Origin of the sequence: Chitinimonas sp., assembly GCF_041904975.1 — a bacterium.
Lineage (GTDB): Bacteria > Pseudomonadota > Gammaproteobacteria > Burkholderiales > Chitinimonadaceae > Chitinimonas.
Genome location: NZ_JAYRLZ010000363.1, coordinates 1 through 3,513 on the forward strand (window position 1 = coordinate 1; position 3,513 = coordinate 3,513).

Sequence of the window (3,513 nt, forward strand, 5' to 3'; positions counted from 1 at the left end):
ATTTCATTGATAACGGTGGCCAGCTGCTCCACCTGGTGGAGCATGTTGCGGTTCAGCACCACCGATTGCTCAACGCGCTGGTGGCCGTCATGAATATCGCCAACCGACTCCTCGACCAGCCCTCGGATTTCGCGGGCGGCCACCGCGCTCTTCTGGGCAAGACTGCGTACTTCGGACGCCACCACGGCGAAGCCGCGCCCGGCATCGCCGGCCCTTGCTGCTTCCACGGCGGCATTGAGCGCCAGGATATTGGTCTGGAAGGCAATGCCGTCGATCATGCTGGTGATGTCGGCAATGCGGCTGGAGCTCTGGCTGAGCTTATCCATTGCCTGCTGTACGCTGGCCATGGCCTGCCGGCTGGCCTGTGCTTCACTGCTGGTGGCGCTGACCAGCTGCGCAGCGGCAGTGGCGCTGTCGGCGTTCTGGCGTACCTGGCTATTGATCTGCTGGGCCGATGCGGCGGTGCGTTCGGTATGGCTGGCCTGATTGCGGGTGCGGTTCAAGAGGCTGGTGGCATTGCCGGCCAGTTGTTGCGATGCCTTGGCCACTTCCGAGCTGGCATCGCGGATGGCATGGATGCTTTGCTTGAGCTGGGCGATGGTGGCATTGGTGCTGCTGGCCAGCTCGCCGAAAATGCCCTGGAAATCGTCGGGCAGCGAATGGTTCAGATCCCCTTCGGCCAGGCGCGCTAGCGAGGCGCTGAAGGCATGAAGGCTCTGCTGGGTCTGATCGAGCAGCATATTGATCTGCCGGCCCAGATCGGCAAAAAAGCCGGTCTTGCCATCAAGGGAAATACGCTGGTCGAACAGGCCGGCCGCCGCTCGCGAGACGGTATGGCTGATCTCATCGGCCATGGCCAGGGCTTCCGTCTGGTCCAGCCATTCGCTGACATGGCCGACCAATGCGCCCTCACCATTCAGGATCGGTGACACGGTGACGGTAAAGCGGCGCTGGTGCAGGGTAACCTGGCCTTGGCTGGCCTTGCCCGCTTGCCACAAGTGCCAGCCGCCGTCGCTGAGGATAGCCGGCAAGGCCCGTGCGCTCTGGCCCAGCTGTAGTGCATGGGATGCGGCTTCGTTCTGGTAGATCACCTGGTCGCCGGTATCGCTGATCAAAACCGGTGTTCTTACCTGGTCCAGCGCCTGTTTGAGCTTCAGGGTGAACTCGGCGACTTGGCTGGCCTCGATCATGCTCTCGCGCACCCGCTCGATTTCATCGGAAATCATCGCCTTCAGGCCGCTCATCTTGTCGATGGTGATCGAATACTCGCCCTGCGAGTACAGGCTGGTCAGTGCGACCATCTTCATTTCGATTTCGGTATGCGACAGGATCAGCTGGTTGATGCGGGCCGCCATCTCGCGCCAGCCGCCGTCAAAGCGTTTTTCGTCCATCAGGTGCGAGATATTGCCGGCGTCGTGTGCCGCCGCCATATTCAGCTGAGCCAGGCTGAAATCATTGAGGGTTTGCACCATCTGCCGGATCGGGCGATTGAGTGCTGCCATCTCGTCATGGCCCTGCAAGGGCGGTGGTGGCTCGAAATGGCCGGCACTGATATTGGCAAAGCTGCTGGTCAGCAGGCTGAGGTTGCGTTCGGTCGACAAGAAAAAGCCGGCCTGCAGCCATACCGCAATCAGCAGGGCCAGCAGGCTGACGCAAATGACCAGGGCAAGGCGGCCCAGCCGGGCATGGATGCGTGTTTCCAGCAGTGCATCCACGGTAGCAAGGCCCTGAGCCGATAGCGTGGCACCGTGAGCCAGCGCGCCATTCACCGCATCGGCCAGATTGGCTAGCGGGCCGATATCCTGGCCATCCTGCAGGGGTTTTTCCACAGTGCGCTGGTATTCGTTCAGCGCGATCAGGGCGGCATCGTTGAAATGCTTGAGTGGTTCCATCACCGGCTTGAGTGCAGCCGGCTCCGCCCGGGCTGCCTTGTCGATCTCGGTGCGCAGGTCGGCCAGCGAGGCGGCAACGGCCTGGCCTTGGGTCAGCGCCTGCAGGCGCGTAGCTGGCGTGGTGGCGCTGGCGGTGGGCAGGGCGGCAAGGCCGGTCATGGCACTGCCGAGTTTGCCGATGATGGCATCGCCGACGAAATAGCTCGCCAGTTCCGGGTCCAGAATCAGATTGGAGCTGTCATTGACCTTGGCAATCAGGCTGACTGCAGCGTCGCTGCGTGCTGCCGGATCGGCGGCGGCGATCAGCGCTGCCCACTCATGGTCGGCCCCGAGTGTCTTGGCTGCATTCGCCAGGCGCGGCGCCGGGGCGGCGGGTGGTTGGTGTGCCGGTAGCAAAGAGCGATAGAGGGTGTCGCTGGCGTACTGGATGATGGCCACGCCCTGGCGCTCGCTCTTGGCAAAGTCGACGTCGGCAATCAGGGCCTGCCAGCTGAAAATCAGCAAGAGCACGATGGGAAACAGGAATACGCCGCTGACCAGCATGAATTTTTGGCGGTAGTCGAGCCTGCTCATCAGCCTGATTGCCGGGTCGAGCATCGGATACAGCATGGGCGCTCCTGCCGGGACCAAATGCCTTCACTGTAGTCGGCAAGTTGGCGAATGCCAGTGCCAGACCTGCCGCGAAAGGCAGATTGCGTTTGATCGGTGTAATGAATCTGCTACTTGAATAGAGAACGAACGTTCTCTATATTGGCAGTCTTCGCACAACTCAGTCTGGAGTCATCATGCAAGCGGCCATCGCAAATCTGCTCAAGCACCCCGGCATCTGGCGCGGCGATGGGCATACCCTGCAGCAAGCCGCCACGCTGGACTGCGGGCACGCCGCCCTTGCCGCCGTACTGCCCGGTGGTGGCTGGCCGCAAGCGGCGGTAACCGAGTTGCTGGCGCGCCAGAGTGGCTGCGGTGAGCTCAAGCTGCTGCTGCCCGCCCTGGCAACCCTGACTCGCGCAGGCAAACAGGTATTGCTGATCGCGCCGCCGCATATACCGTATGCGCCGGCCTGGCAGGCGGCCGGCGTTGATCTGCAAAGGCTGACCTGGGTGCAGCCCGAGGGCGAGCATCATGCGTTGTGGGCGATGGAGCAGTCCTTGCGCGAGCCCGCCTGTGGGGCGGTGGTGGCCTGGTTCCGCCATGCCCTGGCCGACCGAGACTGCCGGCGCATGCAGCTGGCGGCTGAAACCGGCGGCGCTTGTGGCTTCGTGCTGCGCCAGGGGGCGGGCGAGCCGCTTGCATCGCCGTTTGGCCTGCGACTGGCCGTGGATGCGGTGGCCGGTGGTGTGGCGGTTCAGGTGCTCAAGCGTCGCGGCCCGCCCTTGACCCGGCCGGTGTTCCTGTCGCAGGACTCGCTGGCCAGCCAGCCTGCGCCCCGGTTTTCTGTCGTGCCGGCTGCTGCAAGCGTGGCAGGGACAAGCACGCACCGGCCACAAGCGCCGGCCTATGCCTGCGCCGCCTGAATGGGCTGGCAGTCAGGCGTACTTGTTATTGCAAGCCGAAAATATCTGTTGGTCAGGCAGTGCAGACCGGGCGGCCGGCTCGGCATGGCGGGCAGGCCTGCCGAGCC

General features: G+C 63.5%; 2 protein-coding genes. One reads left to right on the forward strand and one right to left on the reverse strand.

Annotation, left to right across the window (positions count from 1 at the left end; genetic code table 11):
* On the reverse strand, nt 1–2,501 hold a 2,501-nt coding region (locus ACE3OH_RS20775; RefSeq protein WP_374357682.1), incomplete at its 3' end, for a methyl-accepting chemotaxis protein.
* A gap of 176 nt (nt 2,502–2,677) precedes the next feature.
* Here ACE3OH_RS20775 and imuA point away from each other — a divergent pair.
* Nucleotides 2,678–3,406, forward strand: coding sequence for a translesion DNA synthesis-associated protein ImuA (gene imuA / locus ACE3OH_RS20780; RefSeq protein WP_374357685.1), 729 nt, complete (start codon nt 2,678–2,680; stop codon nt 3,404–3,406).
* Nucleotides 3,407–3,513 lie beyond the last annotated feature (107 nt).